Source organism: Alkalicoccus daliensis, from assembly GCF_900103955.1.
GTDB classification, from domain to species: domain Bacteria; phylum Bacillota; class Bacilli; order Bacillales; family Salisediminibacteriaceae; genus Alkalicoccus; species Alkalicoccus daliensis.
Window position 1 is genome coordinate 12,959 of sequence record NZ_FNIL01000005.1, and the last position, 14,958, is coordinate 27,916.

At 44.5% G+C, this 14,958-nt stretch carries 16 protein-coding genes; 14 read left to right on the plus strand and 2 right to left on the minus strand.

The features are described 5' to 3' along the window. Positions 1-537: 537 nt before the first annotated feature. The 6 genes from BLP92_RS09585 to jag all read left to right on the plus strand — a co-directional run bounded on the left by BLP92_RS09585 (position 538) and on the right by jag (position 3,600). Positions 538-849 carry a hypothetical protein gene (locus BLP92_RS09585; RefSeq protein ID WP_090842743.1) on the plus strand — a complete coding sequence of 104 codons (312 nt, stop codon included), beginning with the start codon at positions 538-540 and terminating at the stop codon, positions 847-849. Between the two features lie 322 nt (positions 850-1,171). Beyond that, positions 1,172-1,309, plus strand: coding sequence for a 50S ribosomal protein L34 (gene rpmH, locus BLP92_RS09590; RefSeq protein WP_026697111.1), 138 nt, complete (start codon positions 1,172-1,174; stop codon positions 1,307-1,309). Between the two features lie 214 nt (positions 1,310-1,523). Continuing rightward, positions 1,524-1,889, plus strand: a complete 366-nt coding sequence (rnpA, locus tag BLP92_RS09595; protein ID WP_090842744.1) for a ribonuclease P protein component — start codon at positions 1,524-1,526, stop codon at positions 1,887-1,889. A gap of 7 nt (positions 1,890-1,896) precedes the next feature. Further along, on the plus strand, positions 1,897-2,139 hold the full coding sequence (gene yidD / locus BLP92_RS09600) for a membrane protein insertion efficiency factor YidD (RefSeq protein ID WP_090842745.1): 243 nt from the start codon (positions 1,897-1,899) through the stop codon (positions 2,137-2,139). 34 nt (positions 2,140-2,173) lie between these two features. Continuing rightward, a complete protein-coding gene (gene spoIIIJ, locus BLP92_RS09605) occupies positions 2,174-2,983 on the plus strand; it encodes a YidC family membrane integrase SpoIIIJ (protein ID WP_090842746.1) in 810 nt (269 codons plus the stop codon). After that, positions 2,983-3,600, plus strand: a complete 618-nt coding sequence (jag, locus tag BLP92_RS09610; protein WP_090842747.1) for an RNA-binding cell elongation regulator Jag/EloR — start codon at positions 2,983-2,985, stop codon at positions 3,598-3,600. Before spoIIIJ ends, jag begins: the two co-directional genes overlap by 1 nt. A gap of 510 nt (positions 3,601-4,110) precedes the next feature. Here the strand turns inward: jag and BLP92_RS09615 are convergent. Continuing rightward, entirely contained in the window at positions 4,111-5,178 is a 1,068-nt protein-coding gene (locus tag BLP92_RS09615; protein WP_090842748.1) for a M20 family metallopeptidase, read from the minus strand. 25 nt (positions 5,179-5,203) lie between these two features. Next, a complete protein-coding gene (locus BLP92_RS09620; RefSeq protein ID WP_090842749.1) occupies positions 5,204-6,265 on the minus strand; it encodes an ATP-grasp domain-containing protein in 1,062 nt (353 codons plus the stop codon). Between the two features lie 598 nt (positions 6,266-6,863). On the opposite strand from BLP92_RS09620, the gene mnmE reads away from it, so the two are divergent. From mnmE to BLP92_RS09660, 8 genes are all read left to right on the plus strand, one after another. Further along, entirely contained in the window at positions 6,864-8,240 is a 1,377-nt protein-coding gene (gene mnmE, locus BLP92_RS09625; protein WP_090842750.1) for a tRNA uridine-5-carboxymethylaminomethyl(34) synthesis GTPase MnmE, read from the plus strand. Between the two features lie 15 nt (positions 8,241-8,255). Continuing rightward, a complete protein-coding gene (gene mnmG, locus BLP92_RS09630; protein ID WP_090842751.1) occupies positions 8,256-10,148 on the plus strand; it encodes a tRNA uridine-5-carboxymethylaminomethyl(34) synthesis enzyme MnmG in 1,893 nt (630 codons plus the stop codon). A 16-nt stretch (positions 10,149-10,164) separates the two neighbouring features. After that, positions 10,165-10,881 (plus strand): 16S rRNA (guanine(527)-N(7))-methyltransferase RsmG, encoded by a 717-nt coding sequence (gene rsmG / locus BLP92_RS09635; RefSeq protein WP_090842752.1) that lies wholly within the window; start codon positions 10,165-10,167, stop codon positions 10,879-10,881. Between the two features lie 166 nt (positions 10,882-11,047). After that, positions 11,048-11,899 carry a nucleoid occlusion protein gene (gene noc / locus BLP92_RS09640; protein ID WP_090842753.1) on the plus strand — a complete coding sequence of 284 codons (852 nt, stop codon included), beginning with the start codon at positions 11,048-11,050 and terminating at the stop codon, positions 11,897-11,899. A 208-nt stretch (positions 11,900-12,107) separates the two neighbouring features. Beyond that, the gene (locus tag BLP92_RS09645) at positions 12,108-12,869 is read left to right on the plus strand and encodes a ParA family protein (protein ID WP_090842754.1); all 762 of its coding nucleotides are present in this window, start codon (positions 12,108-12,110) and stop codon (positions 12,867-12,869) included. Next, entirely contained in the window at positions 12,862-13,716 is an 855-nt protein-coding gene (locus tag BLP92_RS09650) for a ParB/RepB/Spo0J family partition protein (RefSeq protein ID WP_090842755.1), read from the plus strand. Before BLP92_RS09645 ends, BLP92_RS09650 begins: the two co-directional genes overlap by 8 nt. Positions 13,717-13,798: 82 nt before the next feature. Next, positions 13,799-14,509: a DUF554 domain-containing protein gene (locus BLP92_RS09655; protein WP_090842756.1), complete on the plus strand. Its 711-nt coding sequence runs from the start codon at positions 13,799-13,801 to the stop codon at positions 14,507-14,509. A gap of 88 nt (positions 14,510-14,597) precedes the next feature. Next, positions 14,598-14,798, plus strand: a complete 201-nt coding sequence (locus BLP92_RS09660; RefSeq protein WP_090842757.1) for a DUF951 domain-containing protein — start codon at positions 14,598-14,600, stop codon at positions 14,796-14,798. The last annotated feature ends 160 nt before the right edge of the window (positions 14,799-14,958 follow it).

Genomic DNA, 14,958 nt, shown 5'->3' on the forward strand with positions numbered 1-14,958 from the left:
AAAAGAAGAAATAATGCTGCTTCACTTTCGGATAGGCTTGCCCAAGGGCTTGTTCTCGACTAATTTTGGCGAAAAGATCGTCCGCCAAAATGGATTCTCGAACTGCGCTCATCCTTTGGGCGTCCTCTCCTTCGTTACACAGCAGTACGAATGTTCATACTTCATGGTGCAAATATTTTGCATGAGTGTCTCTGTTAAAGTCTAATATTGATATAAGAACAGTACGCTTGCGGCTCCTTTTTCTGCGCTTGCCGCGAAGAAATCCTTCAGCTATCCCTCCCTTTTAAAAAGCAGGATTCCGCACAGCCCATCCAAGTAAGCCAGCTATGGTCTTACTTGGATGTAAGACCATGGCTGGCTTCAATCCTGCTGTGAATTCGTTCATAGCCCCGAACGAATCTCTGATCTTCACGCTTTCTTTTTCCGCAGGCGTCTACACCGCCTTGTATTCACTTTGTTAATAGAAAAGCTTGTAATAAAACAATCTTTTCTATTGCTTCAAAAAGGGAAGAACGAAGAGAAAACCGGCGGACGCCTGTGGAAGAACGAGCTGAGAAGATCCCGCAGCGCAGCGAGGAAGCTGAGGAGCTTGTCCACGGCAAGCCTGCCGGATTGAAGCGAAGTTTTCTCTTATCAACAATGAGCATTAACAGAGCTATTATCAAAACTCTTTTACAGATAAATGTGAAAGAAATGACAGAAAGGACCGTCGCTCTCTCTTCCTTCTGGAAAAAGAGTAAGAAAAATAACAGATGCCTGCCGAGAGGAAAAAATGCTTCAGTTTTCAAAAGTTATTATGGCTCGACCGACTGGGGAAATGTGCAGGCATGGAAGAATGAAAAATTATAATGTGGCAGGATCAACTCTGTTTATAATATGGTTTCTTAATATTTTTTCTACATAAGATGACTTCTGCTGACGAATTTACTTCAAATTAAGACGGATTAGAGACGGCCAGGCAGATCCTTTTGTGAAACAGACGTTACACCAGCTGCAGGAAATGAATATCTTTCCTGATGTGCTTTTTCAAAAGAGACGCTTGACATGGACAGGGGAAAAATTTATAATTTACAAGACTGCCTGATCGCACTTGGTGATGCAGGCGAGATCGATGATGACAATAGACAAATAATTTATTGTTTTAATATGAGCAAGCAGGAGGTGTATTTACATGGGTAAGCCAACATTCAATCCAAATAACCGCAAGCGTAAAAAGAATCACGGTTTCCGTGCGCGCATGGCAACTAAGAACGGACGTAAAGTTCTTGCTAACCGCCGTCGTAAAGGAAGAAAGGTTCTATCCGCGTAATTTAAAGGCCACTGATATCCAGTGGTCTTTTTTTACAGAAAAAACATAGAGATTATAGTTTCACACATGCAGCTGTCCTTCAATTAACTGCGGGGCAGCTTCTTATATGTAACGCGATCGTCACAGAAGAGTTGTGATGTTCCATTGAATCATAGAAAAAGTTTAGGTAAAATGAATAGCGTTACAGGCGCTGTTTTCAGAGAGGTGCCAGGAAATGAGGAAACAGCATCGATTACAGAAAAACGAAGATTTTCAGCAGGTTTTCCAGCACGGGTTTTCCGCTGCCAATAGACAGTTTGTCGTCTACCAGCTGCAAAAACCAGAGCAGCAGACGATCCGTATCGGACTCTCCGTAAGCAAAAAACTTGGAAATGCAGTGCTGAGGAACCGCACGAAACGTTTAATGAAAGAAGTTCTCCGTGATACAGCAGAAGAGCTGAAGCAGGACCGCGACGTGGTCATTATTGCCCGCAAACCGGTCACTGCGATGGATTTGGGAGAGATTGAGAAGTCACTTCGACACGTGTTAAATGTTGCTAAACTGTTTCAAAAGCCGCAAAGGAAGAATATGAAGAGGTGATTCCCGCATGACGAAAGTGCTGACGGGGTTAATTCGGTTTTATCAGAAATTCATTTCCCGCTTCACTCCTCCGGCCTGCCGATTTTATCCTACGTGTTCCCATTACGGAATAGAAGCGCTGCAGGTGCATGGAGCATGGAAAGGGACTTATTTGACCATTCGCAGGCTGTTAAAATGTCATCCGTTTCATCCGGGAGGCATAGATCCGGTTCCAAAGAAAAAAGACCCGGAAAATAAAGCAGGAATTTAGCAGATACGTGACGAAAAGAATAGGAGGACCAGAAGTGGTTAAGAAAATTAGTATTGTATCAATGTTTATTGGTGTCATGCTTCTGATGTCAGGGTGTTTTAATATAGATCAGCCTATTTCATCAGAGAGTGACGGAATTTGGGACCCATTTTTTGTTTATCCACTGTCATGGCTGATGACTACCATTGCAGATGCCCTAAATAATAGCTACGGCCTGGCAATCATTATCGTAACGCTGTTACTGAGAATATTGATTCTGCCATTAATGATCAAACAGACGAAGAGTACAAAAGCAATGCAGGCACTTCAGCCGGAAATGAAAGAATTAAGAGAAAAATACAGCGCGAAGGACCAGCAGACACAGCAGAAGCTTCAAAAAGAAATGATGGAGCTGTTCCAGACGCACGGAGTAAATCCGCTTGCAGGCTGTCTGCCGATCCTGGTACAGATGCCGATCCTGATTGCGTTTTATCATGCGATTATCCGTACACCGCAGATTAATCCGGATGTAGATCCTAGTTACACTGGCGCTCCGCAGGATTTCCTATGGTTTGAACTTGGACACGCAGATCCATACTTTATTCTGCCGCTTGTTGCTGGTGCCACTACTTTTATTCAGCAGAAAATGATGATGGTTCAGGACAACCCGCAGATGAAAGCACTGCTTTATATCATGCCGATCATGATTATGGCGTTCGCAGCTTTCTTCCCATCTGCACTTGCACTTTACTGGGTTATTGGTAACTTGTTTATGATTGCACAGACATACTTCATTACAGGACCTAACGTTGGAAAGAAAAAAGAAGCTGGCAAAGAAGCTAAAGCGGGGGGAGCGAAAAGCTAGTGAATAAAGTGACAGTTTCAGGAAAAACAGTAGAAGAAGCAATTTTGCAGGGATTGGAGAAGCTGGAAGCTGCAAAAGATGATGTGAACATTCATATTATCGAGGAGCCGCAAAAAGGCTTGTTCGGCTTAATCGGCGGCAAGCCGGCGGTCGTTGAGCTTGTAAGAAAACCGGATCCGGTGAAAGAAGGTTTGACTTTCCTTCGTGAGACCATTGATAAAATGGGAGTTGCGGCGAGTGTGGAAAAAGAAGAAAGGGAAGAGGGCCTGTATTTTAATATTACAGGCAAGGAAATCGGGGTGCTGATCGGAAAGCGCGGCCAGACACTGGATTCTCTTCAATATCTTGTGAATCTCGTTGCAAATAAGCAGTCAGAAAGCTATCTCCGCATTCATCTGGATGCAGAAGGGTACCGTGCCCGGCGGAAGGAAGCGCTGGAAGTACTTGCGCACCGGCTGTCAAAAAAGTCACAGCGTACAAAGCAGGAAGTACGGCTGGAGCCGATGAATGCCCACGAAAGAAAGATTATTCATACTGCACTGCAGCATGATACCAGCGTCAAAACGTATTCAGACGGCCAGGAACCAAACCGCCGAATCATTATTGCACCTAAATAAATACTGTTGCCTGAGATTGTTTAGAGCCGATTTACGAATTTCGTAAATCGGCTTTTTTTATTGTCCAGGAATCATAAACTGCTATTTTTGTGGATAACTTGCCAGCATATTGACAGGGGGCAGGAATGGTCCGTAGGTAGCGGCAGATGTTGTGGCGTTTTTTGGGAACTGCATGCCACGCGCTTTTGTTTTTTTAGCGGCAATAGGGAATGGATGGGAGCAGGTTCATGCGGTAAAAATGAATAAAGTATGCCAGCGCGGGAATAAATGGTTCACTTGGGAGTAAAGTCTGCTCAAAAGGAGTAACTCACCATAATGCGGGAGTTACGCGCCCTGCAGCGAGAGTACATCAGCAAATGTTCCTTGCAGCATACGAAACTTTTTCCTTATACTCAGAACTTTTGTTATCGCTGTCATGAAAACAAAATTTCTCTTTGAAAAAGGTGCTGGGAATGTGCCTCGTTGATAATAAAAGAAAATTTCACCAGCACCGAGAAACGCTCCGGTTGGCTATAGTGAGCGCAGGAAGTGCATCAGAATCTGCTGGTACTCCGTTACAGAATCTACATATACATATTCATTATTCCCGTGCCAGCCGTGACCGACAGGACCAAACTCCACGGCAGACCCTCCATATTCCATAAAGTATTTTCCATCATGTGAACCGTGCTGAGCGTATAGATGAGCTTCTTCCAGAGAAGTGATTTCTCTAATAGAGTCAACGAGCGTATTGACGTAGGAATTGGGCATACGTGTAACAACGGGTGCCCCAACATAGTGAACACTAACCGTTCCATTTGTAATGTTTTTTATCTGCTGAATAATTTTATCAGGAGACTGCGAAGGCAGATAACGAATATCCAGGGAAACTCTGCAAAGCTTCGGGACAAGGTTAAAAGCAGACCCGCCGGAAATTTTGGAAAAATTAATGGACGGTCCATCATACATCGGAGGTTCTCTTTCCAGGGCAAACGGAAGTTCAAAAATTTTCATCCACAAATCATAGGCCATAATGATCGCATTATGGCCTTCCCAGGGACGGCTGCTGTGCGCCGATTCACCTTGCAGTTCAATCTCCAGCTGCAGTACACCTTTTGCCTGGACTGCTATACCAAGATTTGTAGGTTCTCCACAAATGATGAAGTCCCCGGTATAGCCCTGTGCTGTTAAATATTTCGTGCCGTAAACCCCGCCGGTTTCTTCATCGGGCACAATTTGCAGCATCACTTTATGGGAGAGAAATTCCTCTTTTAATGCTGCTACTGTCAGCATCATGGCTGCCAGTCCGGCTTTCATATCAGCAGCACCTCTGCCATACAGTTTATTTCCTTTAATTTCTGGAATAAACTGACCTGGTGATCCTTCCACCACATCCGCATGGGCATTCAGGACAACCGTGCTGGGGCCGCTGCCGATCACAGCCACAAGCATGGGATAACCTTTATTCTGCAGTTTTTGGACTTCAACACCCTGATTCTGGAGCCATACTTCACAGTAATTGATTATTGCTGTAATGCCTTTGGAATGGGAACTGTCTATCTGGATTAATTTTTTCAATAAAGGAATAGGATTCGTCATTACAGTCCCCTCCATAATCAGGATATTATTGTGCGGATTCTGTGATCATCAGCTTTGCCGCCCGGGTCGTATTAATGGTTGTGACCTCATCATGCCGGGCATATTCGATGCCATTTTGCTGCTGAAGCCACTCTTTCTTTACTGGTTTCTCTGCTAACAGTGCCAGGACTGCAGCAGGAATATCCGCTCCTGCTTTATGGGAGAAACTGTAGCCACCGCCGATACGCGGATTAATATCAATTACATAATAATTCTTCCCGTCATCATATACATCCATATTTAAATAGCCGACATGACCCAGCCTTTCTCCAATGAGTTCCGCCATTTCTCCAAGTTTTTTATGATCACAGGTGATACACCGGTCTACATCACCTCCGCGCATCATCAGCTGTTTTCGAATGAAATGAGTGAGATAGCGTCCTTCTAAATCGTTAAAAATATCCACACTGTATTTGTCTCCATCAACGACTTGCTGAATTAACACGTTTTTTTCAGGCTTTACTTTTGTTATGGTGCTGATTGCCGCAAAAGAAATTTTTTCTACTACATGCAGATAAGCATATTTCAATTCTTCCATCGTATTTGCGTATTCAATTCCCACGGAAGCAGAACCATTACGCGGTTTTAAAATAAGAGGAAATTGAACTTCACCGTTTCGCAGTGCTTTTTCCGCTGCAGGCAGGCTTGTAAAAGTACGCGGCACACTGATTCCTAATGCTCCCATCATTTCTTCATAATTCCCTTTATCCCTGATTTTATTAATTGTCACCGGATCTGTAACGAATACCTGAATCCCTCTTTTTTCGAAGTTCGGTTTCTGCTGCGCAAGGCTGCATACTTCGAGATCATTTAAGGGAAATACTCCCTGCACGTTATGTTTCTCACAGATATTCAGCAGTGCCTGGACATATCCTGGATCGGAATAATGAGGTGTTACATAACTGATATCACCCATTTGCAGGGAAGGTGCATTGTATTCCGGATCACAGACAATGATCTGCCCGGAGATTCCAAGTTTTTCATAAGCTTCCTGAAAAAATTGGATAAAGTCATTTCTTCTCGCTGTAGAAGTAAGTAAAATATTCATAGATGCTCATCCTTTATTATTTTTTGAAATTCTTTTCCTTGAATGAACAGCCGCTTCTGCATTTATAGATCATTCTTACTTGGTTATTTGGACCTAATACTTATATCTATTGCTTGTGATTATAGTTACCGGATTTTATGCATCATAAACGGAATATTCCGTCTAAAATTCTATTAAAAAAAGAAGAAAAACCGGATCATTGTGGGATTTTTTCGAAACACGTCTGGGATTCTGTGCGGTTTTCCCTGCATTAATAAAGACCACTCTCCGTGAAGGTGGAGCAACGCCAGCTGAAAACCTGATTTTCAATGAAAGGAAACTGAACTTTGTGAATGATGTCTGCTACGGATTGAAGCTTGACTCGGTTCAACTGACAGGAAGGAGGGTTCGTATGGCTGCACTGCTCTCGGCGAAGGCTTGCTCGATGGCTTGTTTTACCAAGCGGTTCCCGGAGCATACGGATTCTTTGCCTTTTTTTACAGCTGGATTTATGGTAATCTAGTAAGTTGGAATCGAACCAAAAAAATCACTAATTATAATTTCCATATATTTAAATAAATGTATTTCATGAGAAAGATGGAAAGGAGGCGGTCATTGAATGGAAACTGATACAATTGCGGCGATTTCTACTCCCATGGGGGAGGGAGCGATTGGTATAGTACGCATCAGCGGTCCCGCTGCTTTCCAGGTAGCTGATCAGCTGTATACTGGAAAAAAAGCGCTCGCTGAAGTAGATACCCATACAATTAATTACGGGCACATTCAGGATCCTGCGTCTGGGGAAACTGTGGAAGAAGCGATGGTTTCTGTACTTCGTGCCCCGAGAACGTATACGAAAGAAGATATTATAGAAATTAACTGCCACGGTGGACTTACCTCAGTAAACCGTGTACTGCAGCTTGCTTTAAGGTATGGCGCACGGCTTGCGGAGCCGGGAGAGTTCACAAAGCGTGCTTTCCTGAATGGAAGGATTGATCTTTCCCAGGCAGAGGCAGTTATGGACTTGATCCGGGCAAAAACGGATCAGGCGATGAACGTAGCGATGAACCAGGTGGAAGGAAAACTTTCCAGCCGTATTCAGACGCTGCGGCAGAAGCTTTTGGAAACCGTAGCCTCAGTAGAGGTAAATATAGATTATCCGGAATATGATGCAGAAGAAGTGACGCTCGAAATGATCCGCGAAAAAGGAACAGAAGTGGAACAGGCAATTGAAGAACTGCTTACGACTGCACATCAGGGAAAAATTCTGCGTGAAGGGCTGTCTACCGTTATTCTCGGCAGGCCGAATGTAGGGAAGTCTTCCTTATTGAACAATCTCGTGCATGAAAATAAAGCGATCGTTACAGATATCCCGGGAACCACGAGAGATGTCGTAGAAGAATATGTGAACATCCGCGGCGTACCACTTCGTCTGCTGGATACTGCGGGGATCCGCGAAACAGAAGATATTGTAGAACGTCTTGGAGTAGAGCGTTCCCGCAAAGTGGTAAAAGATGCCGAACTGGCACTGCTTGTGTTAAATTACAATGAAGCGATCACTGAAGCGGATGAAGAACTATTTAAGCTTATTCAGGACCAGGACACAATCATTATTGTAAATAAAACAGATTTAGCACCAGAGATCTCTCTTGATCAGGTAAAAGAACTTGCAAATGGAAATCCGGTGATTACTACTTCTCTCTTAAAGGACGAAGGAGTAGATGATCTGGAAGAAGCCATCCGCGAGCTGTTTTTTGCAGGAGAAATGGAAGGCGGAGATTTGTCGTACGTTTCCAATTCCCGTCACATTGCTCTGCTGGAACAGGCGAAACGATCAGTGCAGGAAGCATTAAGTGCTGCAGAAGGCGGCATGCCGATAGATATGGTACAAATCGACATTACACGGGCATGGGAAGTTTTAGGAGAAGTGATCGGCGACAGCGTGCAGGAAAGTTTAATTGATCAGTTGTTTTCACAGTTTTGTTTAGGAAAATAAAAGGAGGAATTATTCATGAGTTATCATGGAGGCGATTTTGATGTTATCGTCATCGGCGCTGGACACTCAGGTGTAGAAGCAGGACTTGCTTCTGCAAGAGCTGGGGCAAATACGCTGATGCTGACACTGAATTTAGATGCCGTTGCTTTTATGCCGTGTAATCCATCTGTCGGAGGTCCTGCAAAAGGAATAGTTGTCCGGGAAATTGATGCACTCGGTGGAGAAATGGCGCGTAATATAGATAAAACGCATATACAGATGCGGATGCTGAATACAGCGAAAGGTCCTGCAGTACGGGCACTCCGTGCACAGGCAGACAAGTTTTTGTATCAGCAGGAAATGAAAGAAACAATTGAAAAAACAGAAAATCTTCTGCTCCGCCAGGGAATGGTGGAAAGCTTAGTCATTGAAGATGATAAAGTAAAGGGAGTCGTAACCCAGACAGGTGCTGTGTACAATGCAAAAGCTGTCATTGTTACTACCGGCACCTACCTGCGCGGAAAAGTAATTCTTGGAGAGCTTTCCTACGAAAGCGGACCGAACAACATGCAGCCTTCGGTAAACTTATCTTATGATCTGCAGAAGCTCGGTTTTAAAATGGAGCGGTTTAAAACAGGAACGCCGCCGCGGGTGAACAGCCGTACGATTGATTACAGCAAGACGGAAATTCAGCCGGGGGACGATGTGCCGCGTGCGTTTTCCTATGAAACGACCAAATTTATTACTGACCAGCTGCCGTGCTGGCTCACGTACACGAACGAAGACACGCATACGTTTATTAATGACAATCTGTCCCGTTCACCGATGTATTCCGGTATGATCGAAGGAACCGGACCGCGTTACTGTCCATCGATTGAAGACAAAATCGTCCGCTTCAGCGATAAGCCACGCCACCAGATTTTTCTGGAGCCGGAAGGACGCAACACGCAGGAGGTCTATGTACAGGGGCTTTCCACAAGTCTCCCGGAGGATGTGCAGCATAATATCTTAAGAACAATTCCAGGTCTTGAGCACGTGCAGATGATGCGTCCAGGCTACGCAATAGAGTACGATGCGATTGTGCCGACACAGCTGTGGCCGACGCTGGAAACGAAAATGATCGACGGGCTGTTTACTGCAGGTCAGATCAACGGCACGAGCGGCTATGAAGAAGCTGCCGGCCAGGGACTGATGGCAGGGATTAATGCAGCGATGAAAGTACTTGGCAAGGAACCACTGATTCTTGACCGTTCTGAAGCGTACATCGGTGTAATGATCGATGACCTCGTAACGAAAGGAACAGAGGAACCTTACCGCCTGCTTACGTCGCGTGCAGAATACCGTCTGCTGCTTCGTCACGATAATGCAGATCTGCGTCTCACAGAAAAAGGGCATGAAATCGGCCTTATTTCAGACGAAAGATTTGCACGCTTTGAAAAGAAAAAAGCAGAAATTGCAGAAGAGATTCAGCGTCTGGATAAGACAACGATTAAAGCATCTCCAGAAGCAGAGAAAGTAATGGAAGCAGCAAGTTCTTCTCCATTAAAAGAAGCAATGAATGCAGCTGTTCTTTTAAAACGTCCGGAAGTTACCTATGCCGCGATTGACGCGCTTGCGCCAGCGGAAAAAGAACTGGATGCGGATGTGAAAGAGCAGGTGGAAATTCAAGTGAAATATAAAGGATATATCGCGAAACAGCTGGAGCAGGTAGGCAAGCTGAAAAAAATGGAAAACAAAAAACTTCCGGAAGATCTCGACTACCATGCCATTAAAGGACTGGCAATCGAAGCAAGAGAAAAGCTGTCTGAGGTAAGGCCGCTTTCCGTAGCACAGGCTTCCCGGGTATCCGGCGTAAATCCTGCAGACGTATCTGTACTCCTTGTATATATGGAACAGGGACGACTGCAGAAAGTAGCAGCAGAAGGTTAAGAAGGGCAGGAGTAAAATGAATGAGCAGACGCTGATCGAAGCATTAAAAGAGCAGAATATTCATATAAGCAGTAAACAGACACAGCAATTAAAACGCTACTTTGAAGTTCTTGTAGACTGGAATGAAAGAATGAACCTGACTGCAATCACGGAAGAAGAATCAGTGTATTTGAAGCACTTTTATGACTCTATTACTGCTGCTTTTTCTTTTGATTTCCAGCGTCCGCTCCGCATCGTGGATGTCGGGGCAGGCGCCGGATTTCCCAGTCTGCCGCTGAAAATCTGCTTCCCGGAAATAGACGTGACGATTGTCGACTCTTTAAATAAAAGAATTACTTTTTTAAATGCCTTGGCAGAAGAGCTTGATTTAACAGGAGTCGCTTTTTATCACGACCGGGCGGAGCAGTTTGCGCAGAAACGGGAGCACCGGGAACAGTACGACGTGGCCATTTCCAGGGCAGTGGCAAGAATGTCTGTACTCACGGAGCTCTGCCTTCCTTTAGTAAAGCAGGGCGGCACGTTTATCGCGATGAAAGCTTCCGGTGCCAAAGAGGAGCTGGCAGATGCAAAAAAAGCAGTCTCACTGCTTGGTGGCCGGGTAGAAAAAGAAAATCATTTTACTCTCCCGGAAGAAGGCGGCGACAGAACAATCATTCATATTGCAAAAGTAAAAACAACACCTAAAAAGTTTCCCAGAAAGCCGGGAACCCCGAATAAACAGCCAATTTCTTAATATTCTTCGGCAAAGAGAGCATGTTCTATGAGGATGAGCATACTTTCTTTGCCCTTTTCATGATATAATCAGCTAAGAGAATCACAGTGAAGTTTTAATCGGAACGGATACGCTTGTTTCACGTGGAACAAGGGGAGAGCCGAAGATTTGTAAGGGTGGTGTCACCGTGAAACAGCCATTTTCAAAGCTTTTTGGGTTATCAGAGAAAAAAGATGTGTCCACAGATCAGGTGCTGCTGGAAGGGGAAGAAGCAGTGAAGCAGATTCCCGTATCCCAGCTGAAACCGAATCCATTTCAGCCAAGGACTGTATTCGATGATGACCGGATTGAAGAATTAGCACAGACAATTCACACACATGGGATGATACAGCCGATTGTTGTGCGTGAACGGGATGGCAAATATGAAATTATTGCAGGGGAACGTCGATGGAGAGCTGCACAGAAAGCAAATTTCATGACCGTCCCTGTTGTTATAAAAGATTTTGATGATACGAAGACAGCCTCCGTTGCGCTGATTGAAAATCTGCAGCGGGAAGGACTCACTTCCATCGAAGAAGCAAATGCTTACGCACGATTGCTCGAACTCCATGGTTTAACGCAGGAAAGCCTTGCGCAGCGTCTTGGAAAAGGGCAGTCTACCGTCGCCAACAAACTGCGTCTGCTGCAGCTGCCGGATATTGTAAAGGATGCACTGCTGAAACGGGAGATCAGTGAACGTCATGCACGTGCGCTTCTTTCTGTAAAGGATGAAGAGATCCAAAAGCATGTCCTGACACAGATTATCGAGCAGGAATGGAATGTAAAGCAGACAGAAGCAGCAATTGAGTCATTGACGAAGGAAGCGGAACCGAAAAAGAAAAAACCGGTGCGTAAAGCTGTTTCAAAGGATATGCGTCTTGCGATGAATACGATTCGTAAATCGGTCGATATGGTACAGCAGACAGGCATGTCGATAGATACAGATGAAGAAGAACATGAGGAATATTATCAATTTACGATCCGTATTCCTAAGAAATAAATGCGTACAGGCTGTTCCAGAAGAGAAATTCTTTCGGAGCAGCCTCTTCAGTATGAAAAACACTGCTGAACCAGAGTATTTGCAGTCGTTGCAGATGCAAGAAAATGATTCCTTTGCAGGAGTTCCTGCGCCGTGGTTCTTTTTACAGGATTTCATGATAAAATAAAAAGAAAAGTTGCACAGTTTAGTGAGGCAGGTGACCGTGAACGTGGGTAAAGTAATAGCAATTGCGAACCAGAAGGGCGGAGTCGGGAAAACGACGACCGCAGTAAATTTAAGTGCAAGTCTCGTACAGGAAGGCCAAAAAGTACTAATTGTCGATATTGATCCACAGGGAAACACCACCAGTGGAATCGGTATTAATAAAGGCGATATTAATGAATGTATTTATAATGTGCTCGTAGAAGACCAAAGCGCTTCTAAAGTGATTGTTTCCACTGCGATGGAAAACCTTTCGATTCTTCCTTCCACCATTCAGCTTGCCGGTGCGGAAATTGAACTGGTGTCCACGATTTCCCGGGAAGTGCGTCTGAAAAATGCGCTGGAAGAAGTGCGGCATCAATATGATTACGTCATTATCGACTGTCCGCCGTCATTAGGATTATTAACCTTGAATTCGTTAACTGCTGCAGATTCCGTTGTCATTCCCGTGCAGTGTGAATATTATGCGCTCGAAGGACTGAGTCAGCTGTTAAATACGGTTCGGCTGGTGCAGAAACATTTGAATAACGACCTGATCATTGAAGGGGTTCTTCTGACAATGCTGGATGCAAGAACAAATTTAGGAATTCAGGTCATTGAAGAAGTAAAAAAATACTTCCGGGAAAAGGTGTTTGAAACGATTATCCCACGCAACGTAAGACTGGGAGAGGCTCCGAGTCATGGAGAATCAATCGTTACATACGACCCAAGATCCAGAGGGGCCGAAGTGTATGGAGATTTAGCAAAGGAAGTGATCAGCCATGGGTAGAGGGTTAGGAAAAGGCATTAATGCTTTTTTTCCAGACGCTGCAGAAGAATCAGAAAATCAGATTGAGGAAATAAAGCTCTCGGAAATTCGTCCCAATCCTTATCAGCCTCGGAAAGTTTTTGAGGAAAAGGCGTTGGAAGAACTCGCTGATTCGATCCAGTCCCACGGCGTAATTCAGCCTATTTCGCTTCGCAAAAGTATTAAAGGATATGAAATTGTGGTAGGAGAAAGACGCTGCCGCGCAGCGAAGCTTGCAAAAATGAAGACAATTCCTGCAGTAGTAAAAGAACTGACAGATGACCAGATGATGGAGCTTGCGCTGATTGAAAACCTGCAGCGGGAAAATTTAAATCCGCTGGAAGAAGCGAAGGCATATCAGAAATTAATGGAACATTTGCAAATTACGCAGGAGGAGCTGGCACAGCGACTCGGCAAAAGCCGTCCTCATATCACGAACTTTATTCGTCTGCTGCAGCTGCCGCAGATTGTCCAGGATTACCTGGCAGAAGAAAAACTGACAATGGGACATGCACGTGCACTGCTCGGTTTAAAAAATACGCATCAGCTCAGCAGGCTGCTGCAAAAAATAGTAGCAGAGCAGATGAGTGTCCGGCAGCTGGAAGAATGGGTGAAGCGGGCAAATAATGAAGTTTCACGTGAAACAAAAACAAAACCGAACGTTTCTCCGCTGATAAAATCCAGGGAAACCAAACTGAAGTCGTATTTCGGCACCAATGTAAATATTAAATCCGGTAAGAAAAAAGGAAAAATAGAAATTGATTTCACAAATGAAGAAGATTTAGAAAGAATTTTCAGCCTGCTCTACCGGGAAGAGCAGGAATCATAAGCAATAATTTTCGCCCGTCAGAGACTGGTTCCTGACGGGCGGAGCCGTGTTTCAAGATATACATAATAAGGGGTCTTGCGGGATGATTTTGTTTGGAACGATTGTAAATGGATTAGCGATCATTGCAGGAGCGCTGATCGGTTCGAAAGTGACAGGTTTTTCTACAGGCATGCAGGAAACCGTGATGAAGGCAGTGGCACTAGCAGTGCTGATACTTGGCATAACGATGGCGATAGAAGGAAATGAATTTCTCCTGGTGATACTAAGTCTGGCGCTTGGAGCTGTATTGGGAGAACGCTGGAATCTCGAAGGGAAGCTGAATGGATTCGGCTACTGGCTGGAAAAAAAGTTTAAAAAAGAAGGGGAGGAAGGCAGCACTATCGCCGAAGGATTTATTACGGCGACACTGCTGTTCGTTGTGGGAGCAATGGCAATTATCGGGGCTCTGGACAGCGGCTTCCGTCAGGATCACTCTGTACTGCTTACAAAAGCAGTGCTTGATGGAACAGCTTCCGTAATTTTTGCGGCAACTCTGGGAATCGGGGTTATGTTTTCGGCAGTTCCCGTAGTTCTGTATCAGGGATCGATTGCACTCGCTGCTGTGTGGATCGTGCGTTTTATTCCTGAAGAGCTGCTGGATCTGGTCATCAGTGAAATCACTGCGGTAGGAGGCATAATGATTATCGGGATCGGCCTGAATCTGCTCGGCGTACCAAAGATCCGAATTGCAAACTTGCTGCCGGCGATCTTACTGGTAGTGTTATTTGTTTTCCTTCAGCACAGATTCTTTTAACAGCCGCTGCTTCCAAGAAATTACTGGCATATAATAGGGAAATCAAGTATTCTTAAGAAAGAAAAAAGGTATAGTAGAGGTGAACAACATGGCTGCATCCACATTCGACAAAAATGATATTGTGGAAATGAAAAAACAGCACCCCTGCGGCGTGAACCGCTGGAAAATTGTCCGTATGGGAATGGATATCCGGATTAAATGCATGGGGTGTGAGCACAGTATTATGATGCCCCGGAAAGAATTTGAGAAAAAGATGAAGCGAGTACTGGAAACAAATAAAGAAAGCTGAAAGGTCTTGTCCTGAAGGAGGGACATGACCTTTTTTATTTTAATTACAGCTAATATCCTGCAGAGGAACGAAAAGCATCGATTGTTGCGTTCTTTCAGATAACTCTCTATAATTGATAAGGATGTAGACATGCCGGAGTATGATTTATAAAAAGGAGAAA